Origin of the sequence: Lentzea sp. NPDC020367 (genome assembly GCF_044387305.1) — a bacterium.
Taxonomy (GTDB): Bacteria; Actinomycetota; Actinomycetes; order Mycobacteriales; family Pseudonocardiaceae; genus Lentzea.
Genome location: NZ_JBIRVV010000012.1, coordinates 90,640 through 110,508, shown reverse-complemented (window position 1 = coordinate 110,508; position 19,869 = coordinate 90,640). Strand labels below are relative to the sequence as shown.

Below are 19,869 nucleotides of genomic sequence, written 5' to 3'. Positions count from 1 at the left end.
AGAGTGAGCCCATGAGCTCACAGGTGGCGGTGGCATCGCTCGGCGGCACGATCACGATGACGGGCTCCGGTGCGGTGTCACCGACCCTGGGCGCCAAAGACCTGGTCCAGGGCCTGGAAGTGGGCGAGATAGCCACCCTCGCCACGATCCCAGGCGCCTCGCTCACGTTCACCACGCTGCTGGACGCCTTCGACTGGGCCGACAAGCAGGTTTCCCAAGGCGCGCAAGGCGTCGTGATCATCCAGGGCACCGACACCCTCGAAGAGACCGCGTACCTCTTCGACTGCCTGTGGCCGCACGAGGAACCGGTCGTCGTCACCGGCGCGATGCGGCACCCCGGACTCCCCGGCGCGGACGGCCCCGCCAACCTCGCCGCGGCCGTTTCCGTTGCGGCCGCTCAGAACTCGCGCGGGCGCGGAGCGTTGCTCGTGCTGAACGACGAGATCCACGCCGCCCGCTGGGTCCGCAAGACGCACAGCAGTCTGATGAACGCCTTCACGTCGTTCCCCGGCCCGCTCGGACTCGTCGTCGAAGGCGCGCCGCGGTACTTCCACCCCGCCCACCGGCTGCCGGCGTTGCCACGACCTCTCGAAGCACCAGCGGTTCCGCTCATCGAGGCCACTGTGGACGATGACGGTTCCGTCCTGGACTGGCTCAACGTCAAAGGCGCCGTCGTCGCGGCCGCGGGCGTCGGTCACGTGTCGGCCGGCATGGCCGAAGCCATCTCGCGGGCTCAGTTCCCGGTGGTGGTCGCGACTCGGACGGGCGCGGGCACGACGTTCCGCGACACCTACGGCTTCACCGGATCCGAGTCGGACCTGATCCGGCGCGGCGTGGTCATGGCCGGGTGGTTGTGCCCGCGCAAGGCACGCGTGCTGCTGCGGCTCGCGCTCGGCTCGCAGAGTCCGATCGAGGACGTGTTCGCGGCCCGCGGTGGCGTCTTCTGAGCTTGGTGCGGGACACGAAGAACGCGAGCGGTGCGGCACTCGCGTTCTCCACCCTTGCCTTGATTCAACTCGCCCTGACCACCGAGGTGTTCGCCGTCTCGACCGTCACCCGGACGGTCTGAGGCGCGAGCGACTGCAGGTACTGCGCGTGGTCCGAGCCGATCGTGTCGCTGAACGCGATGAACGCCAGGCGCGGCAGCTCGAACGCGGTCGTGGCGCAGAACTCCTCCAGGCGGTCGAAGCCGCGCCGGATGCCGGTGGCGTCGAGGCCGAACACGGCGTGCTGGTCGAGCTTGGCGGCACCGATGTCGAGCAGGTGCAACGCGTGCATGGCGTGCGTGAACGCCATCGCGCACACCTCGATGCGCGAGCACGACATCAGCAGCGTCCGCACCATCGACGGGTGCAGCGACTTGCCGGACGTGCGCAGGACCACGTCGATCCCGGCGGCGCGGAACAGTTCGACGATCTCGAACAGGCCGGGGACTCCCAGCGGTTCCCCGCCTCCCAGCGTGACGGTCTCGGGGCGCATCGAGATGAGCGCCTGTGCGATGTGCAGCATTCGGTCGTGGCTGAGCCGCGCGTGTGCGACGTCCCAGGTGATGTCCATGCGATCGGGCCCCCTTCGGCGGATACGCCGATCCAAACGAGGGCGAAGTCCCGCCGTCAGGTGACCGGTGTCCCGACTTAGGAGGGACTTCCCAGCCCGGCCTCACGAGCGCGGACGATGGCCTGCGCCCGGTCGGCCACCTGGAGTTTGGTGAAGATCGCGGACACCCGGTTGCGCACGGTCTTGCCCGACAGCGAGAGCCGATGCGCGATCGACGGGTTGTCGAGCCCGGACGCCATCAGCTCCAGCACGTCCCGTTCGCGGTCGGTGAGCTGCGGGAACAGCACCGCCTTGGACGAGGAGATCGCGGTGAAGTAGCCCATCATGCGCTGGGCGATGGTCGCGCTGAAGATCGCCTCGCCGGCTCCTATCGCCTGCACCGCGCGCACGATCTCGTCGTCGTCGGTCGTCTTGACCAGGTAGCCACGTGCGCCGGCCTTCATCGCCGCGAACACGAGCTCGTCGTCCTCGTGCATGGTCAGCACGAGGACGCCGATGTCCGGCAACACCTCACGGATCTGCTTCGCGGCCTCGACGCCACCCAGCACGGGCATGTGCAGGTCCATCACGACGACGTCCGGTTCAAGATCCAGGACGACCTTCACGGCCTCCTGGCCGTCGGCGGCGTCGCCGACGACTTCGAGGCCGTCCTCGCCGTCCAGCAACGCTTTCAGGCCGCGCCGGAACACGGGGTGGTCGTCTGCGATCACAACCCGGGTCACTGGGCCTCCAACGGGATCCGCGCCACCACCCGAGTGCCGTGTGGTTCCGCGGGTCCTACTGTGCACGATCCACCCAGCTCCGCGCACCGTTCCCGCATCGAGTCGAGGCCCACGCCCGGCTTGGAATCGGCCGCGACGCCGCACCCGTCGTCCACGATCTCGACGATCAGGTCGCCGTCGGCCCGCACCGTGATCACGCAGGTCGACGCGCCCGAGTGGCGTGCGGTGTTGGTCAACGCCTCCGCGACGATCCGGTAGGCCGCGACCTCCACGGCCGCGGACAGCCCGTCGATCTCCTCTGCCTCCACCTGAACCCGCAGGTCGCCGTTGAAGCGCGCGGCCTCGTCGCGCACGGCCAGGGCCAGGCCCTGGTCGAGGATCGGTGGCCGCAGGCCGTCCACGAGGCTGCGCACCTCGCCGGCGGTCGAGTCGACGTCGCCCAGCACCGGGTCCAGCACGTCGCCCAGCGAGCGGCGCAACGCCTTGAGCTGCAAGCGGATCCCGACCAGTGCCGGTCCGACGCCGTCGTGCAGGTCGCGCCGCAACCGCAGCCGTTCCTCCTCGCGGGCGCGCACGAGCCGTTCGCGGGCGAGTTGGAGATCGGCGGTCAGCTTGATCGACTGCGCGGCCGGGGCGGTGGAACGGGCGAGGTCGACGAGCAGGCTCAGTTCCTGGTCGCTCAGCCGTTCGTCCGGCGCCCGCGGCTCCACGACGAGATCGCCGACGGCAGAACCCCGGTACGTCATGGGAAAGCGCAGCTGCGGCCATCCGCGACTGCGTCCGTGCTCGGCCAGCACCGATCCGCCGCGAATCGCCACGTACGGCAGCTTCAACGACTCCGCGACGGTCTGCGCGACCGTCGGCAGCACGTCCTGCGAGCGTTCGAGCTTCTCGCTCAACGTGGAGAGTGTCGCGTAAGGATCAGAGCGCTGGCCGTACAGCCAGTGGTCGAGCTTGCGTTGCACCCAGCTGCGGATCGGCGCGAACGCAAGACCCGCCGCGACCACACCGATCACCTCGGCGTCGTTGGTGAACAGCTCGCCCGCGCCGACCATCACGCCCAGGTAGACGAGCAGCAGCACCACGGTCAACGTGCCGTAGAGCAGCGACCGGTGGATCAGCAGGCTGATGTCGTACAGGCCGTACCGCACGATCGCGATGACCGCGGCGGCCGGAAACGCAAGCACGCCAACGATCCACGCGATGTGCCCGTCGGTCGTCTCCACGACGGTCGCCACACCGGCCAGCGTCAGCAACGCGAACGCCCAGACGAGCAGCCGGCGTTCGTCCCCTTCAGCCCTCCGCCACCGCAGAGCCAAGGACATCACGGCCGCCAGCACGGAGACCCCGGCCGCGAGCACGGCGACCAGCGTGATCGTCTTCGCGAGCCCGCCGCCGCTGCTCTGCCAGAACGAGGCGGGATCGCCCCACGACGCCCAGGCGATCCCGATCGTGCCGGCGACAGCGCTGAACAGCGACGCGCCGATGGCGATCCACCAGCGGTTGCTCAACGGCCTGCCGTTCGGGAAGACCAGTGCCACAGCGGGCAGCAACGCGTACGTGGGCCACCAGACCCACGCCTCGACCCATCGGGCGGGATGGTCCGCGGGTTGACCGGCGACGGCGACGGCGACACCGCCGAACACGCCCATGGCCAGCAGCAGCCACCCGACGGACGACCTGCGGACGTGGCCGATCACCCGCACCCCGAGCAGGGTGCAGGCGAACGCGACCAGCCAGTTCCGCGGATGCGAGACCGCGCCGGTGACCGCTGTGTGCACGACGGCGTAGAGCACACAGGCGGCCACCAACGCGCCAACGACTCGGGCGAGGGTGACCTCGCGCCGAGTCAGTCGCTGAGCCAGTGCCACAGGTTGTGGAACGGAGAACCGGCGTCGAGGGTGGTGAGCCCACCCGGCCAGCCCTGGAACGTCATGATCCGCTGGCGAAGCTCTTCGACCGTCACCGGCTTGGCCGGCTGGTGAGCGTGATCGAAGTCGACGTCCCCAGGCGGCGCGTTCATCGCGCGCGCCTGAAGCTCCGCGTACCAGGCGAGGAGCTCTTCGTCGGACATGTGCGAGAAGTACGGCGGTACTTCTACGTTCTGCCGGGATTTCGACATGCCTGGAAGGAGTCATGGGCACTCGTCTGGATACACGAGTGCCCACGAACTTCTGAGAACTTTCTCGGATCAGCTCACGGCAGGACCTGGATCTTGCGGCCCTTACCTGCCTTGAACTGGTCCAACGCCCCCGCGTAGTCGGCCAGCGGCACCCTGTCACTGATGAAGATCTCGGGGTCCAGTACTCCGGTCGCGAAGAGGTCTGCCGCCCGTTCGAACGAGTGCAGCACCGCCATCGAGCCGGTGATGGTGATCTCCTGGTTGTAGATCTTGTACGGCTCAATGGTCACGCGAGCCGAGTAGTCCGAGACGCCGAACTGGAGGAACGTGCCGCCCTTCGCGACCCGCCCGATCCCGTCCTGGATGGCCTTCTCGTTGCCGGTGGCGTCGATGACGACGTCCCAGCCCTGCGGCCGGTCCAGCTCGTCGGCTGAGGACGCGACCGCCGTGACGCCGAGCTGACGGGCCGTTTCGAGGCGTTCCGCGTTCAGGTCCACGACCTCGATCGACGACGCGCCGGTCAGCTTGCCGAGCTGCAGCATCATCAGGCCCATCGTGCCCGAGCCGTAGATCAGCACCCGTGACGCCATCTGTGACCGCAGCACGTCGTAGCCGCGCACCGCGCACGACAGCGGCTCGATCAGCGCCGCGTCCTCGGTCCGCACGTGGTCCGGCAGCTTCACGCAGTTCGCCACCGGGGCCTTCGCGAACTCCGCCGCGCCACCGGACGTCGTGACGCCGATGGCCGCCCAGCGTTCGCACAGGTTGTTCTTGCCGGAACGGCACATCCGGCACTCGTGGCAGTAGAGCGACGGGTCGACGGCCACGCGGTCGCCGACCTTCAGCTCGTTCACCTGCGAACCGATCTCGACGATCGTGCCGGCGAACTCGTGGCCAGGCACGACCGGCAGGGTGGGAGCGAACTCGCCCTGCAGGATGTGCAGGTCCGTGCCGCACAACCCGCAGGCCGCCACGTCGACGACCACTTCGCGGGGACCGCAGGTGGGATCGTCCACAGTGGTCACTTCGACGGACCCGACGCCGGTGATCACTGCTGCTTTCACTTGACTGCTCCCAACGAGAGGCCCTGGACGAGCTTGTCCTGGGCGGCGAACCCGGCGATGAGCACCGGCAGAGAGACCACGACCGCCGCGGCGCAGACCTTGGCCAGGAAGAGGCCCTGCGACGTGACGAACCCGGTCAGGTACACGGGAGCGGTACCGGCGACGACACCGGTGAGCACCCGTGCGAAGAGCAGCTCGTTCCAGCTGAAGATGAAGCAGATCAACGCCGTCGCCGCGATGCCGGGCATCGCGATCGGTGCCACCACCCGGCGCAGGGTCGTGATCAGCCCCGCGCCGTCGATCGAGGCCGCCTCGAGGATCTCCTTGGGGACCTCGGCGAGGAACGACCGCATGAGCCACACCGCGATCGGCAGGTTCATCGAGCAGTACAGCAGCGTGAGGAACGAGATGTTGTCGAGCATCCCGGAGAACTGCGCGATCAGGTAGATCGGCAGCAGCGCCGCGACGACCGGCATCATCTTGGTGGACAGGAAGAAGAACAGGACGTCCGTCCACTTCTCCACCGGCTTGATCGACAACGCGTACGCGGCCGGGATCGCCAGCAGCAGCACGATGATCGTCGATCCGATCGACGCGCTGAACGAGTTGATCAGCGGCGGCCACGCGCCGGCGTCGAAGAACTCCGCGTAGCCGTCCAGTGTCAGCGGCGCCGCGATGGACGGCGGGTTCGTCGCCGCGTCCGACTCGCTGTGCAACGAGGTCAGGAACATCCAGGCCACCGGTGCGAAGAACACGATTCCGGAGAACCAGGCGAGCACACCCCAAATCCTGCTCATCGCTTCTCCTCCTTGAACAGCGACGACACCGTGCGCAGCGCGAACGTCGCGATCAGGATCGACCCCGCCACCACGATGACGCCGGCCGCGGAGGCCTCGCCGTACTCGTGGGCCTGGTAGAAGGTCTGGTAGATCATGTACGGCAGGTTCGCCGTGCCCAGACCGCCCGACGTGATCGTGAAGACCGCGTCGAAGTTCTGCACGATGTAGATCGACCCGAGCAGCCCGCCGAGCTCCAGGTACTGGCGCAGGTGCGGGAACGTCAGGTACCGGAAGATCTGGAACGACGACGCGCCGTCGATCGTGGCCGCCTCGACGGGTTCGATCGGCTTGGACTGCAGGCCCGCCAGCAGGATCAGCATCATGAACGGCGTCCACTGCCACACCAGCGACAGCACGACGGCGCTCATCGGCATGGTGGAGATCCAGTCCGGCTGGGCGTCGAAGCCCAGCCAGTTCAGGATTCCGTTGAACAGGCCGTACTCCGGGTTGTAGAGCACGTGCTTCCAGATCAGCGCCGCCGCCACCGGGACCACCAGGAACGGCGCGATGAGCATGGTGCGCACGAACCCGCGGCCCTTGAACTTCTTGTCCAGCAACAGCGCCAGCCCGAGTCCGAGGATCAGGCTGATCAGCACCACCGACGCGGTGAGCACGATCGTGTTGACGACCGAGGACCGCAGATCGGGGTCGGTGAAGACGTTGACGTAGTTGTCGAAGCCCGCGAACCCGCGGCTGTTCGGGTCGAGCGAGTTCCACTTCATGAACGAGATGACCAGCGTCGCCACGAACGGCAGCTGCGTCACGATGATCAGGAAGATGAGCGCGGGCAGCAGAGGTGCCCGCCTCGTCCACTTCGAGTAGTTCCTGCGGGGGACGGGGGGCGGCCGGTCGACGACCGACCGCTCCTCTCGCGTCAGGACCGCCATGTCACTGCCCCTTGTACTTCGCTGCGACCTTCTCGGCGAGCCCCTGACCGTTGTTCAGCGCGTCGTCCACGGACGTCGCACCCGCGATGGCGGAGCTGATCTGCTGCGACACCTGGGTTCCCAGGTCGGTGAACTCGGGGATGCCCACGAACTGGATGCCGGGGGCCGGACGCGGCTGCAGACCGGGGTCGTTCGGCTTCGCGCCCTTGATCGCGGCCTCGGCGGCCGCGGCGAACGATCCGGACGACTGCTTGTACTCGGCGCGCTGGTAGGTCGAGGAACGCTTGCCGTCAGGCAGCTTGGACCAGCCGAGGTTCTTGCCGACGAGCTCCTCGTAGCCCTTGCCGGACGCCCACGAGATGAACTTCCAGGCGTTGTCCTGCTTCTTCGACGCCTTCTGGATGCCGAACGCCCAGGTGTAGAGCCAGCTTGAGGTGTCGGTCTTCACGACCGGCGCCTGGGTGAAGCCGAGCTTGCCCTTGATGGGGGAGTCGTCGGCTTCGAGCAGGCCGGCGGCGACCGTGGCGTCGTACCACATCGCGACCTTGCCCTGCGTCATGTTGTTGAGGCACTCGGCGAACCCGGCCTGCGGAGCGCCCGCCTCACCGTGGTTGCGGACGAGGTCCACGTAGAACTTGGTGGCCTCCTTGAACTCCGGCGCGTTGACCTGCGCCTGCCAGTCCTTGGTGAACCACGTGCCGCCGAAGGTGTTCACGACGGTCGTGAGCGGCGCCATGACCTGGCCCCAGCCCGGCTGGCCGCGCAGGCAGATGCCGCGGACCTCGGGCGTGGCGACCTTCGCGGCGGCGTCGGCGACCTGCTGCCAGGTCGGCTTGTCGGGCAGCGAGACGCCCTTGGCCTCGAAGATGTCCTTGCGGTACATGAGGAACGACGACTCGCCGTAGAACGGCTGCGCGTAGACCTTGCCGTCGGCCGCGGTCAGCGACTGCCTGATCGGCTCCAGGATGTCGGCCTGGTCGAACCCGCTGTCCTTGGACACGAAGTCGTCCATCGGCGCGAGCCAGCCGTTCTTGGCGTACATCGGCGTCTCGTAGTTGGAGATCGTCGCGACGTCGTACTGGCCGGCCTGGCTGGAGAAGTCCTGGCTGATCTTGTCGCGGACGTCGTTCTCCGGCAGCACGGTGAAGTTCACCTTGATGCCCGTGTCCTTGGTGAAGTTGTCCGCGGTGAGCTTCTGCAGGTCCTGCATCTGCGGGTTGTTCACCATCAGGACGTTCACCGAGTTCTCACCACCACCCCCGCCACCGGCACCCGAACAGGCGGACGCGAGCAGCAACACGGCGGTGGCGGCCCCGAATGTGCGAAGTGGTGTGCGAATCGACGGCATCGTCGGTTCCTTTCAAGGGTTTTTGGGCGCGTCAAAGAGGGGGATACGCCCAAAGGGGGGAGGGCGTTCAGTGCCCGAAACGATCAGGCGCGGATGACCTTGGGGCCTAGCAACGTGTAGCGGTGGGCCTCGTGGGCGGACAGGCCGCTGTCCGTGACGACCGCCTCCAGATCGGAGACCTCGGCGAACCGGTGGAAGCTGGAGACGCCGAACTTCGTGTGCGTCCCGACGAAGATCTTGCGCCGGGAAGCGCTGAGCGCCTTGGCCTTCACCGCGCCGACCGCCGGGTCCGGGGTGGTCAGGCCGTGCTCGCGGGAGATGCCGTTCGCGCCGATGTAGGCGAGGTCGATGACCATCTCGCCGAGCATCCTGGTGGTCCAGTGGTCCACAGTGGCCAGTGTGTGGCCCCTGACGCGACCGCCCAGCAGCAGGACGGTGCACGACGGGTGCTCGGACATCGCCGCCGCGGTCGGCAGCGACGCGGTGATGATCGTGAGGGGGTTGGTCGTGGGCAACGCCTCCGCGACGAGTTGTGGCGTGTAGCCCTCGTCGATGAAGACGGTCTCGGCGTCGTCGAGCCGTTCGGCGGCGGCCTTCGCGATGCGGCGCTTCTCCGGGACGTGCGACCCGGCGCGGAACCGGAGTCCTGTCTCGAAGCCCGCGCTCTCGACGGGGACACCACCACCGTGCGTGCGGCGCACGAGGCCGTGTTCGTCCAGTACGCGCAGGTCACGCCGGACCGTTTCGGGCGCGACGTGCAGTTCCTGCGCCATCTCCACCACGTCGACGCGGCCGTCGGCGCGGGCCCTGGCCAGGATGCGCCGCTTGCGTTCTTCGGCTCGCATGTCACCTGCCCACTCGGCTCTTGGGTTGCCCGTTCGGGCCGTGCATAGATGAAACACCCTCGAAACATTGTGGTGGGTGCCACAACAAGGTGGAATCCTGCCCGATTTATGCCCGGCTCGCAGTGTGTAACGGTCTGTTCACGCAGGTCGAGCAGAGCGGGCACGCCCGAATCCGGCCAGCGCTGTGCCCGTATTGCCCCCATGTGGGCAAAATGAAGGAGCGGTTGTGGTCACAGTTCGACCACAACCGCTCAATGGTTCTCAGTTCGTTCCTAGTGGTGTGGCTCGGAGCGTTGCCGGGGGAATTCGCGGTCAGACGGGTGCGTCGTGGTGTCGCCCCCACGTTCTCGTACTGGTTGTACGGGGGCGTGGGGGCGGCGCCGCGAGGTGCCCTGCCGAGCGTGGATTACCTCGCCGACGTGCCGAGACGCACCACTAGCTCAGCCAGGCCGCTGCGTCCTTCGGGAGCCTGCCGTCTTCCAGCGGGACGCTTGACAACGTTGGCACGCTCGGCAGATCGATCGGCTCGTCCGACAGGTTGACGACGCACGTGTGGTCGCCGCGCTTGAACGCCAGCACGTTCTCGCCGAGGTCGAGCCACTCCAGGTCGCCGTCGATGCCGCGGCGCTGCGCGAACACCTGGCGGTACAGGGCGAGCATCGATTCAGGGTCGTCGGACTGGACCGCGACCGAGAAGTCCTGCCAGTTCCCCGGCTGCGGCAACCAGCTCGGGCCGTCCTCAGTGGACCAGGGGAGCGGCACGCGGCAGCCGTCGCGGCCCCGGTCGGTGAAGCCGGAGCGGTGCCACACCGGGTCCTCGCGCAGCTCGTCCGGCAGGTCCTCGACCTCCCAGAGACCGAGTTCCTCGCCCTGGTAGACGTACACGCCACCGGGCAGCGCGGCCGTCAGCATGATCGCCGCACGAGCGCGGCGGGTGCCCAGTTCGAAGTCGGTCGGGGCGCCGTGCTGCCTGTCCGCGAAGGAGAACCCCGTCTTCTCGCGGCCGTAGCGGGTCACGTGCCTCGTGACGTCGTGGTTGGAGAGCACCCAGGTCGGTGGTGCGCCAACGGGTTCGTGCGCGGCGAGCGTGCTGTCGACGACCTTGCGCAGTTCGTCGGCGTTCCACGGGCAGCAGAGGAAGTCGAAGTTGAACGCGCTGTGCATCTCGTCCTGGCGGAGATAGCGGGCGAACCGGACCGGGTCCGGCAGCCACATCTCGCCGACGAGGATGCGGTCGCCGTCGTACTCGTCGACGATCTGCCGCCACCTGCGGTAGATCTCGTGCACGCCGTCCTGGTCGGAGTAGGGGAGATCCGCGTCGGGCTTGCTGAAGTCCTTGACCAGGCCGTCCGCCACGTCGATGCGGAAGCCGTCGACACCCCGGTCGAGCCAGAACCGCAGGATGTCCTCGAACTCGTCGTGGACGACCGGGTTCTCCCAGTTGAAGTCCGGCTGCTCGGCGGCGTAGAGGTGCAGGTACCAGCGGCCGTCCTCGAGCTTGCTCCAGGCGGGGCCGCCGAAGCGCGACTGCCAGTCGTTCGGGATCTCCTCGGTGTCACGGACGTGGAAGCGGTCCCACAGGCCGTCCTTGAACCACGGGTGCTGGTCGCTGCTGTGGTTCGGGACGAGGTCGATGATGATCCGGATGCCCAGGCCGTGCGCGTCCGCGATGAGCTTCTCGGCGTCGGCGAGCGATCCGAACACCGGCTCGATGTCGCGGTAGTCCGCCACGTCGTAGCCGCCGTCGGCCAGCGGGCTCGGGTACCACGGGTTCAGCCAGATCGCGTCGAAGCCGAGGCTCGCGATGTGCTGGAGCTTGGCGCGGAGGCCGGCCAGGTCGCCGATGCCGTCTCCGTTGCCGTCCGCGAAGCTGCGCAGGTAGACCTGGTAGATGGATGCGTTGCGCCACCAACTCATCTGGTGTCCTTTCAGCCTTTTACGCCGCCCGCGGTGAGCCCCGCGAGGATGTGCCGCTGGAACGCCAGGAACAGCGCCACCATCGGCAGGCTCGCCAGCACGAGGCCCGCGAGCAGGAGGTTGATCGGGGTGTCCGGAGCGAAGCGTTGAAGCGCGACGCTGAGCGTCTGCTTCGCCGGATCGGGGAACACGAGCAGCGGCCAGATGAAGTCCTTCCACGCCGCCACGACCGCGAAGATCGAGACGACGGCGAGGATGGGGCGAGAGATCGGCAGCACGATGCGGACGAGGGTCGTCCACGTTCCCGCGCCGTCGATCCTGGCCGCTTCGAGGAGCTCTTCCGGGATCTGGTCGAAGAAGCGCTTGAGCAGGTACACGTTCAGCGCGTTCGCCGCGGCCGGCAACCAGATGCCCGCCGGGTTGTTCAGCAGGTCGAGGTCGGTCAGCGTGAGGTACACGGGGACCAGCACGGCCGTCGACGGCAGCATCAGCGTCGCCAGCATCATGCCCATGATCGCGTTGCCGAAGATCGGGCGGAGTTTGCTGAGCGCGTAGGCCGCGGGCACGATCACGGCCATCTGCACGGCCCACGCGCCGATCGCGACGACGAACGTGTTGAGGAAGAACCGGCCGAGGTCCATGTAGTTCCAGGCGTCGACGTAAGCGCCCGGCTCCCAGGTCTCCGGCAGGATCGTCGGCGGTTGCTGCGCCAGTTCCGCCGGCGGCTTGAACGCGCCGATCAGCACCCAGACCAGCGGGAGCAGGAACGCCGCGGTGAACAGGACCAGCGTGCCGGCGAGGACGATCCAGTACGCCGGGCCCGTTCCCCTGGTGAGAGTCCTCATGCGTCGGCCTTCCGGGTGATCTTGAGGTACAGGAAGGAGAAGACGCCCAGCACCGCGAAGAGGATGAGGCTCAGCGCGCTCGCGGTGCCGAAGTCGTTGTAGTAGAAGGCGTAGCGGTACAGCAGCAGGAGCACGGTGACCGTGGACTCCTCCGGGCCGCCGCCGGTCATGATGAACGGCTCGGTGAAGATCTGCATCGTCGCCACGACCTGGAGCAGCAACAGCATCAGGATCACGAACTTGGTCTGTGGGATCGTGACGTGCCAGACCTTCCTGACGATGCCGGCGCCGTCCAGGTCGGCGGCCTCGTACAGCTCACCGGGGATGGTCTGCAGCGCGGCCAGGTAGATCAGCGTGGCCGAGCCCATGTTCGCCCAGGTGATCACCAGGACGAGACTGATCATGCTGGTGCTCGCGGAGTCGAGCCATTGTGACGTCGGGAGCCCGAGTCCTCGCAGGATCGAGTTGAACAGGCCGGGTCCCGGGTCGTAGAACCACTTCCACAGCAGGGCCGTGACGACCGGCGGCAACATCACCGGCAGGTAGACCAGCAACCGGAAGTAGCCCTTGGCGTGCCGCAGTTCGTTGAGCACCACGGCCGTCAGGAACGGGACGCCGAAACCCAGGACCAGCGCCAGAAGCGTGAAGTACAGCGTGTTGCGCCACGCCACCCCGAACAGCGGGTCCGCGAAGAGTCGCTCGAAGTTCTCCCAGCCCACCCAGTCGGGACTCGTGACGAAGTTGACCTGCTGGAAGCTCAGGACCACCCCGCGCACGATGGGGTACCAGGAGAACACCGCGAAGACGACCAGCGCGGCACTCAGGAAGCCGTACGCGGTGACGTGGCGCCGCACTTACTTCACCTGCGCCAGAACGGCGTTGACCTTGGTCTCGGCATCCTTGAGCAGTGCCGAGTGGTCAGCGTCCTTGTTCGTCAGCACGGCCTGCACGACGGTGTCGAGAATCGCGTAGACCTGCTGCGCCTGCGGCGGTTCGAGCGAGCCCTTGGTGGACTCCGAACCGTCCACATAGGCCTGGAAGTTCTTCACCGGCATGGTGGCGTACTTGGCCTTCAGGTCTTCCTGCTGCTTGCGCGGCTCACCGGTCCAGATGTCCGCGATCGGCGGGATCGGCAGTCCGACGGGCTGACCGCGGTCCTTGTACTTCTGCAGGTTGCCCTCGAGGCGGTCCGGGTTCAGGTACTTCCACTGGATCCACTTCAGGCCCGCCTTGATCTTCTCCGGCGTCGCCTTCGGGTTGATCATGTAACCCTCGCCGCCGAGCAGGGTGCCCTTCTGCTCCGGGATCGCGGCCAGGCCGTAGTCGTCGTACTTGCCCTTGAACTGGTTGACGATCGCGGCGACGTTGTCCGGCGCGGCCAGGTACATGCCGAGCTGCCCGGCGCCCATCATGTTCTGCACGTCGCCGATCTCCAGGAGCTGCTTCTCGCCCATGGAGTTGTCGTCCCAGCGCATCTCCTTGAGCCTGCGCAGGACTTCCTTGCCCTTGTCGTTGTTGAAGTCGGCCTTGTAGGTGTCGCCGTCCTTGCGGGCGATGTCACCACCGACGGACTTCATCCAGGTGGTGAAGTGCCAGCCACCCTGGTTGCTCTTGCTGTACTCGGCGAACCCGGTGACACCGGCGTCCTTGAGCTTCTTGGCGGCGGCGCGAACCTCGTCCCACGTCTTCGGCGGGGAGTCGGGGTTCAGGCCGGCCTTGGTGAAGTTGGTGCGGCTGTAGAGCAGGCCCATCGTGTAGTTCGCGGTGGGCAGCCCGTAGACCTTGCCGCCGACCGTGAAGACGTCCTTCAGCTCCTGCTTGAGGTCGCCGTAGTGCGGGACGTCCTTGACGTAGTCGGTGAGGTCGGCGGCCTGTTTGCGCGCGATGAGCGCCGCGGGATCGGTGAAGTAGACGTAGAAGACGTCTTCGAGCTGACCGCCGGCGAGCTTGGCGGAGAACGTCTTCGGGTCCATGAACCCCTCGTGCGGCACGAGGTCGATGTCCGGGTTCTTGCTCTCGAACTCCGCGACGTCCTCGTCGAAGACCTTGCGGTCGAACGCCTGAGTCTGCGGCGGCTGACCATTGATGTTGATCGTGACCTTGCCGCCGGGCTCAGTCGTGGAACCGCTCCCACAGGCGGCGGTGCTCAGAACGAGGACACCGCCTAGCAGCACGGCAGCGGACTTCTTCATGGTGGGGCCGCCCTTCTCGCGAGCGCGTCGATGTGACGGCGACCATAAGTCCCCGTTACATCTGAGCGCAATATCCAGACGAAAACTCGCAAGAAGACGACTGTGCCTGTTACCTCACCGGCGCACTGGACGCCCGCACCACCAACTCCGGCTCGAACAGCAACTCGTCCGGCGCCACCGCGTTGCCGGAGATCTGGTTGGCCAGCAGCTCCACGGCCGCCCGCCCCATCGCCTCAATGGGCTGCCGCACCGTCGTGAGGGGTGGATCGGTGCAGGTCATGAACGCCGAATCGTCGTACCCGATGATCGACACGTCCTTGGGCACGTCCAGCCCGGCCCGCCGGACGGCCCGTATGGCGCCGAGTGCGAGCGGGTCGCTGGCGCAGATGATCGCCGTGACGCCGCGCTGCACGAGCTTCATCGCCGCGGCCTGCCCGCCCTCGAGGCTGAACATCGCGTGCTCGACATCCGCGCCACCGCACTTGTCGATGGCCTGCATCTTCCGCTGACTCGGCACGTGGTCCGGCGGCCCGAGCACCGCCCCGATCCGCTTGTGCCCGAGCGACGTGAGGTGCCCGTACGCCTGCTCGACGGCCACCGCGTCGTCACACGACACCCGCGGGAACGCCAGGTCGTCTATGGCGGCGTTGACCAGCACCGCAGGCAGCTTTCGCGCCATCATCTGCTGGTAGTGACCGTGACTCGCGTCCTTCTGTGCGTACAGCCCGCCCGCGAACACGATCCCGCTGACGTGCTGCTCGAGGAGGAGCTCCAAGTACTCCGCCTCCGTCACCCCGCCGGCCGTCCGCGTGCACAGCACGGGCGTGAAGCCCCTTTGCGCCAGCGCGTTCCCGACCACGTCCGCGAACGCGGGGAAGATCGGGTTCTGCAGCTCGGGCAACACCAGCCCGACCAACCGCGCCCGTTCGCCCCGCAGCTGTGTGGGCCGCTCGTAACCCAGCACGTCAAGTGCAGTGAGCACCGCACTCCGCGTGGCGTCCGAGACCCCCGGCTTGCCGTTCAGCACCCGGCTGACGGTGGCCTCGCTGACCCCGACCTTGGCCGCGACCTCGGCCAGCCTCCGTTGCGTCATGGCGCAAGTGTACGCAATTTCTTGCGCTCGCTTGCAGCACCACGCTCACCCTCCTGGCAGGCGCCCGCCGGGGCACGTCGTGGCTAGGCTCCAATGCCATCCGCAGGCGAGGGAGACCGAGATGGCCACCGACCCGCTCAAGCCCGTCCCCGTGCCCGTTCCGCACGAGCCGAAGGACACCTGCTGGCCGCAGAACCCGGTGCGCGGAGTCGACTGGTTCCGCCGCATGCCGACGGGCGGAGGCACGGTCTACGTGAGGCCGGCGGACTGAACGGTCAGCCGCGGGCTTCGCGCCACAGCAGCGCGACGCCGTGGCCCGGCAGCATCCACGACCGCACGTCCAGGTCCCCGAGCTCGTCCGCGCGCAGCCACTGCGCCGCCTCCGTGCCGGACCGGAACGTGAACGGCATGATCCGGAACTCGTGGCCGGGGGAGTGGTCGACCGCGAGCTCGGTCGCGTCGAAGCTGATCGTGTCCACATAGGACGGATACGGCGACTGCCAGTACGCGAAGCCGTCGTTGGTGCGCTGCAGCGAACGCGACGACACGGTCAGGCCCAGGATCGCGCGCACGACGTGGTCGTCGGCGATGCCGCTGAGGTCGCACTCCAGGATGCGCAGGTCGCTCATGTGGTCCAGCGGGCTGAGCTTGGGGAGCGGGGCCATCGCCTCGCGGAAGAACGTCAGGTAGTTCGCCCACTGGTCGAACCTGACCTCGATCGGCGGGATCTGGCTCGGCTCGGCCGAGCGGCTCTGGCCGTCGTGGTCGAGGTAGTCGATGGTGATCTTGGTCGAGTCGCGGATGTCGTCGACCGAGTCGAGGAACAGCGACGCGTCCGGCATGAAGTAGAGCTCGAACAGGGGATAGCGGCAGGCGGCGCTGATCGTGTCGCGCAGGGTGGCGTTGCTGGTGGCGAAGATGACGAACCTGTCCACGGGGACGCTGTGCCGGAAGTGGTGGGTCTGCGTCGTGGTCAGGTGGTAGGTCTTGGTGTCGACGCCCTGCAACGCGAGCCGGACCGTGGTGCGGGTGCTGATCGTCAGGTCGTCGCCCTTGGGGCGCATGCCGTTGCCGCCGAGCACGCCCGACACCACGTCGTCGTTGCGCTGGCCGGTGCCGTAGATCCTGGACAGGAACGCCTTGAGCACCTCGCTCGGCAGCAGGTGCTCGACGATGCCGGGGCCGGAGATGCGGCCGAGTTCGCTCACCAGCCGCTGGTGCAGGAACAGTTCGTAGGTGCCCAGCAGGAAACCCGCCAGCGCCGGCAACGGCCACAGCACGACCAGCACGTCGTGCAGCACGCTGCGTGAGGCGGGTTGCCACAGGAGAACGGCGGTCAGGTCGACGGCCGCGACGACGACCAGAAGGATCGCGACGGCGAGCGCTTGCCTGTGCCTGCGCGCCATCGCCACCTGGTCGCCGCCCCCTCACTCCACCGGTTGTCCATACATGGTGGGAGTGAAGGGGGATCAGCGCCAGACCCTTTCGGTCCTTGTCGTATCAGCAACGCCTCAGCGCGGCTTGCCCCAGATGGGGTTGTCCGACACCCCGACGTAGGTGCTCAGCGACGCCCGCGGCTGGGTGTCGTCGGCGGCCACGTCGTTGTACAGCCCGAGCAGGTGGGTGGTCATCGCGCTCTTCGCGCCCACCTCGTCGTGCCGGCGGAGGAACCAGATCACCTGTTCGTGCTCGTTCGCTGAACGGTTGTGCACCTCGCGGGACGGATGCGCGTGCCGTTTGCAGTCCTGCAGACCGGGCACGAGCACCTGGTACATCTGCTCCAGCAGCTCGTTGTGCGACGCGCGGATCAGCGCCGAGTGGAACTCCTCGTCCGACTCGATCACCTCCTGCATGTCGTCGATCGGCGCGCGCTGGTAGCGGCGGTTGAGCTTGGCCAGTTCGTCCAGCTCACCGTCACCGGCGCGCACCGCGGCGAGCGACGCGGCGGTGGTCTCCAGCGCGATCCGCACTTCCAGCAGGTCGGTGTGGGAGAACTGCCGCGCGGCGAGCCTGCCCTCGAGGTGCTCCTCGACGGCGGCGAGATCGGTGCGGCGGACGTACCAGCCCAGGCCACGGCGGACCTCGACGATGCCCTGCAACTGCAGTCGCTGCAGCGCTGTACGCAACGACGACCGGGCGACATCCAGTTTGCGGGCCAGTTCCGGCTCGGTGGGGAGACGGTCACCGGCCTTGAGCGTGCCGCCGATGATCTGCTCCCGGAGCTTCTGTTCGATGAGTTCCGGGAGGGGCCGTCGCGAATCAGGCGAGAGCGACCAGCTCTCGCCGAAATGGACGTCGTCGGCGGGCATTGGTCCAGGGTAGGCCTGTTGCCTGTCAGTTGCAACTTGTCTGGCAACCTGGCGACCGTTGACAGACAACCTACAACGCGGGACCCTGAATATCAGGCGAGACGCCCAGGACCGCCCACACCTGGGAGCACGGGCTCGCTAGTCGGGAGGGAACGAGATGTCCACAGGGAGTGCACTCGGAATCGCCGGAGCCGTCGCAGTCGCCGTCACCGCCATCGGATGGCGCACCGTGCTCACGATGGTCGCTGTCTCGATCATCGCGCTCGCCGTCGTCGGCTTCGTGAACGTCACCAGCATCATGTTCAGCTGATGAGCAGACCAACCTGAAACGTGCCCCGGACGTGTCTCCCACAGGACGCGGCCGGGGCACCGGCATTTTGTAGGGACATCCAATGTGTTCTGCACGGTCGCGCTTGCTCTACAGTTGCGCCGCATCAGGGCCGCGCTGATGTGGCGGGGCCATGACTCCACGGCGTCGGGGGACGTGAGTTACGGGGTCTTCGCTGATGGGTTCGCCCACCGTGAGCACGCATGTGGTGCATGCGGCGCTGGTTCCTGCGCCCGTTCTGGTGGACGAGAGACGCACCCTGTACCGCCTCGCGGCCGAGATGTTCACGCCCGGGACGGAGTTGTCCGACAACCTCGCGGATCACCCGATCGTCCGATACGAGATCGGCAGGGCGCTCGCCGGCCACGGTGGTGTGGATCCCGCGGAGCTGACTCGGGTCGCCTCGATGAAGGTGCGTGACGTCGGCGTGCTGGTGGCTTCGGACCCGGCCGCGGCCGAGGTGCTCGAAGCGCCGTTGCGCATCGTCGCCCCGCCCGGAGTGCGTCCAGAGCCGCTGACCGAAGCGGATGGCGAACGGTTCGAGCGTGCTCTGGCGATCGTGGCGGAAGGCGTCCTGCTGCTGGGCAAGTTCGCGCCGGACATGGCGGAGGACCTCCTCGCCCACGTCTCGATGCTCGCGGTGCTCAAGCGGGAGACCTCTGGCGGGCTCGTGTCGGCGTCGTCGCGGTACGTCCCCGGCATCGTGTTGATCGACGAACCCGTCCTTCCGATGGACGTGGCCGAAGCGCTGGTTCACGAAGGAGCGCACGAAAAGTTCTTCGACCTCGCCATCGCGAAAGAATTTCTTGACGTGAACGCTGAGGACGCGGATTATTTCGAGACTTCGTGGTCGCGCGTACGATGGCCACTGGAACAGACCTTCGCGGCTTGGCACGCCTACAGCTGCCTCGCGCAGTTCAACTTGTCGATTGGTGCCGAACAATGCGGCGCCGACTCATTGCTGGCGAAAGCAAGTGGCCGTGCCGGCGAGATCGGCACGTGGTTGCTCGCCCACGAGAACGACCTGTGCGCGGACGCGCGCCGGCTCCTTCACGCCCTGATGGGCGGCTCGGTTGAACTCAGTGGTGAGGCTGTTGCGCGGTCCCAAGTGGACGGTGTCACACTATCCCCTGAGATTTCGCAGGACCTCCACTTCAACCTGCTCCCGGACGTGCGTTACAAACGCGCGGCCTCAGGTCGAATGGTGGCGGGTAGGGCATCACAACCGCCCCAGATGTTCTGGCTCGACGATGATGCGAGCTGGACTCTGGACCAGTGGCGTAACGATAGGGCGGCGAAAACGTTCGGGTGGATGATCACCCGAGCCGTCGAGGAATGGCAGGTCGACGCCGCTGTGGCGGCTGTTCGGCTTCGAACGGCACTCGATTCACTGCAGAGCTCTTCGATCGTCGGGTCGCCCGAAGCACATTGAATACGTCTCCCGAGTAAGCCTCCCGAGAAGGAACAATGACCTCCCCGAACCAGCCTTCACGCCTGCCGCAGTTCCCGCAGAACGCCGGCATGCCTGTCGCTCACCCCGTGCCAGGGGTGGGCCCGGTGATCGGTCAGCCGGTCACCCCCGTTCAGTGGTTCAGGCGTATGCCTACCGGGGGAACGGTCTACGTGAAGCCCGCAGAGGGCTCGCAGAGCTGATCTTCGCGTTGATCTTCGAACGCCGCACGGGACCGCAATCCGGCCCCCGTGCGGCGTTCGGTCGTTTGGGGATGGGACTTCACAGAGCAGTAACAACTCGGCCACAGGGATCACTGTTGATCGTCATGTAACCCGATTGGGGGACGTC

At 67.2% G+C, this 19,869-nt stretch carries 20 protein-coding genes; 4 read left to right on the top strand and 16 right to left on the bottom strand.

Going from position 1 to position 19,869, the window contains the following annotated elements:
* Nucleotides 1-11 precede the first annotated feature (11 nt).
* Entirely contained in the window at nt 12-947 is a 936-nt protein-coding gene (locus ACH413_RS36530) for an asparaginase (protein WP_360040025.1), read from the top strand.
* Nucleotides 948-1,011: 64 nt separating this feature from the next.
* Here the strand turns inward: ACH413_RS36530 and ACH413_RS36525 are convergent, their stop codons facing one another.
* From ACH413_RS36525 to ACH413_RS36460, 14 genes are all read right to left on the bottom strand, one after another.
* Nucleotides 1,012-1,557 (bottom strand): radical SAM protein, encoded by a 546-nt coding sequence (locus ACH413_RS36525; RefSeq protein WP_360040028.1) that lies wholly within the window; start codon nt 1,555-1,557, stop codon nt 1,012-1,014.
* 77 nt (nt 1,558-1,634) lie between these two features.
* Nucleotides 1,635-2,279: a response regulator transcription factor gene (locus tag ACH413_RS36520; protein ID WP_093599306.1), complete on the bottom strand. Its 645-nt coding sequence runs from the start codon at nt 2,277-2,279 to the stop codon at nt 1,635-1,637.
* A complete protein-coding gene (locus ACH413_RS36515; protein WP_360040031.1) occupies nt 2,276-4,150 on the bottom strand; it encodes an ATP-binding protein in 1,875 nt (624 codons plus the stop codon). The genes ACH413_RS36520 and ACH413_RS36515 overlap by 4 nt, the downstream gene beginning before the upstream one ends.
* A complete protein-coding gene (locus tag ACH413_RS36510; RefSeq protein WP_360040034.1) occupies nt 4,129-4,401 on the bottom strand; it encodes a hypothetical protein in 273 nt (90 codons plus the stop codon). Before ACH413_RS36510 ends, ACH413_RS36515 begins: the two co-directional genes overlap by 22 nt.
* Before the next feature lie 74 nt (nt 4,402-4,475).
* Nucleotides 4,476-5,465, bottom strand: coding sequence for a zinc-dependent alcohol dehydrogenase family protein (locus ACH413_RS36505; RefSeq protein WP_360040037.1), 990 nt, complete (start codon nt 5,463-5,465; stop codon nt 4,476-4,478).
* Complete coding sequence (locus ACH413_RS36500; RefSeq protein ID WP_360040040.1) at nt 5,462-6,262, bottom strand: carbohydrate ABC transporter permease; 801 nt, start codon at nt 6,260-6,262, stop codon at nt 5,462-5,464. The genes ACH413_RS36505 and ACH413_RS36500 overlap by 4 nt, the downstream gene beginning before the upstream one ends.
* Nucleotides 6,259-7,191, bottom strand: a complete 933-nt coding sequence (locus tag ACH413_RS36495; protein ID WP_360040043.1) for a sugar ABC transporter permease — start codon at nt 7,189-7,191, stop codon at nt 6,259-6,261. The genes ACH413_RS36500 and ACH413_RS36495 overlap by 4 nt, the downstream gene beginning before the upstream one ends.
* A gap of 1 nt (nt 7,192) precedes the next feature.
* Complete coding sequence (locus ACH413_RS36490) at nt 7,193-8,539, bottom strand: sugar ABC transporter substrate-binding protein (RefSeq protein WP_360040046.1); 1,347 nt, start codon at nt 8,537-8,539, stop codon at nt 7,193-7,195.
* Nucleotides 8,540-8,622: 83 nt separating this feature from the next.
* A complete protein-coding gene (locus ACH413_RS36485; RefSeq protein ID WP_030479266.1) occupies nt 8,623-9,384 on the bottom strand; it encodes a DeoR/GlpR family DNA-binding transcription regulator in 762 nt (253 codons plus the stop codon).
* 435 nt (nt 9,385-9,819) lie between these two features.
* Nucleotides 9,820-11,301, bottom strand: coding sequence for a glycoside hydrolase family 13 protein (locus ACH413_RS36480; RefSeq protein WP_360040049.1), 1,482 nt, complete (start codon nt 11,299-11,301; stop codon nt 9,820-9,822).
* 11 nt (nt 11,302-11,312) lie between these two features.
* The gene (locus ACH413_RS36475; protein WP_360040052.1) at nt 11,313-12,146 is read right to left on the bottom strand and encodes a carbohydrate ABC transporter permease; all 834 of its coding nucleotides are present in this window, start codon (nt 12,144-12,146) and stop codon (nt 11,313-11,315) included.
* A complete protein-coding gene (locus tag ACH413_RS36470; protein WP_360040055.1) occupies nt 12,143-13,000 on the bottom strand; it encodes a sugar ABC transporter permease in 858 nt (285 codons plus the stop codon). Before ACH413_RS36470 ends, ACH413_RS36475 begins: the two co-directional genes overlap by 4 nt.
* A complete protein-coding gene (locus ACH413_RS36465) occupies nt 13,001-14,338 on the bottom strand; it encodes an extracellular solute-binding protein (protein WP_360040058.1) in 1,338 nt (445 codons plus the stop codon).
* A gap of 109 nt (nt 14,339-14,447) precedes the next feature.
* Complete coding sequence (locus ACH413_RS36460) at nt 14,448-15,431, bottom strand: substrate-binding domain-containing protein (RefSeq protein WP_360040061.1); 984 nt, start codon at nt 15,429-15,431, stop codon at nt 14,448-14,450.
* 121 nt (nt 15,432-15,552) lie between these two features.
* On the opposite strand from ACH413_RS36460, the gene ACH413_RS36455 reads away from it, so the two are divergent.
* Nucleotides 15,553-15,702 (top strand): hypothetical protein, encoded by a 150-nt coding sequence (locus ACH413_RS36455; protein ID WP_360040064.1) that lies wholly within the window; start codon nt 15,553-15,555, stop codon nt 15,700-15,702.
* Between the two features lie 4 nt (nt 15,703-15,706).
* Here ACH413_RS36455 and ACH413_RS36450 read toward each other — a convergent pair whose 3' ends face one another.
* Complete coding sequence (locus ACH413_RS36450) at nt 15,707-16,837, bottom strand: hypothetical protein (protein ID WP_360040067.1); 1,131 nt, start codon at nt 16,835-16,837, stop codon at nt 15,707-15,709.
* A 105-nt stretch (nt 16,838-16,942) separates the two neighbouring features.
* Complete coding sequence (locus ACH413_RS36445) at nt 16,943-17,740, bottom strand: FCD domain-containing protein (RefSeq protein WP_360040070.1); 798 nt, start codon at nt 17,738-17,740, stop codon at nt 16,943-16,945.
* Nucleotides 17,741-17,897: 157 nt separating this feature from the next.
* On the opposite strand from ACH413_RS36445, the gene ACH413_RS36440 reads away from it, so the two are divergent.
* The gene (locus ACH413_RS36440) at nt 17,898-18,050 is read left to right on the top strand and encodes a hypothetical protein (RefSeq protein ID WP_360040073.1); all 153 of its coding nucleotides are present in this window, start codon (nt 17,898-17,900) and stop codon (nt 18,048-18,050) included.
* Nucleotides 18,051-18,261: 211 nt separating this feature from the next.
* Nucleotides 18,262-19,500 carry an aKG-HExxH-type peptide beta-hydroxylase gene (locus ACH413_RS36435; RefSeq protein ID WP_360040076.1) on the top strand — a complete coding sequence of 413 codons (1,239 nt, stop codon included), beginning with the start codon at nt 18,262-18,264 and terminating at the stop codon, nt 19,498-19,500.
* Nucleotides 19,501-19,869: the final 369 nt, after the last annotated feature.